At 43.1% G+C, this 248-nt stretch carries 1 pseudogene; it reads left to right on the forward strand.

From position 1 onward, the window contains the following. Nucleotides 1-25 precede the first annotated feature (25 nt). Nucleotides 26-248 (forward strand): annotated as a pseudogene (locus tag K1T76_RS14900) (IS66 family transposase); the annotation flags it as partial.

A 248-nucleotide genomic window follows, 5' to 3' on the forward strand; every position in this document is an offset into this window, starting at 1 on the left:
TCATGACCTCAGGCATACTGCGGTCATGAATACGCTGCCTGACTTAAGCCAACTGACCCATGAACAACTGCTGGAATTTACCCGGCAGTTGGCGATGCAGCATCAGTCTCTAGCACAATCAAACCAGCAATTAGATGCCAGAGTTCAACATCTTGAAGTCACCAATCAGCAATTAGATTCTAAAGTTCAACATCTTTCTATTCTCAATCAAAAATACGAGCATGAACTGGCGCTGTTTAAAAAGCACA

It is taken from the genome of Acinetobacter sp. PW68, assembly GCF_020982655.1.
In the GTDB taxonomy this organism is placed as follows: Bacteria; Pseudomonadota; Gammaproteobacteria; order Pseudomonadales; family Moraxellaceae; genus Acinetobacter; species Acinetobacter towneri_A.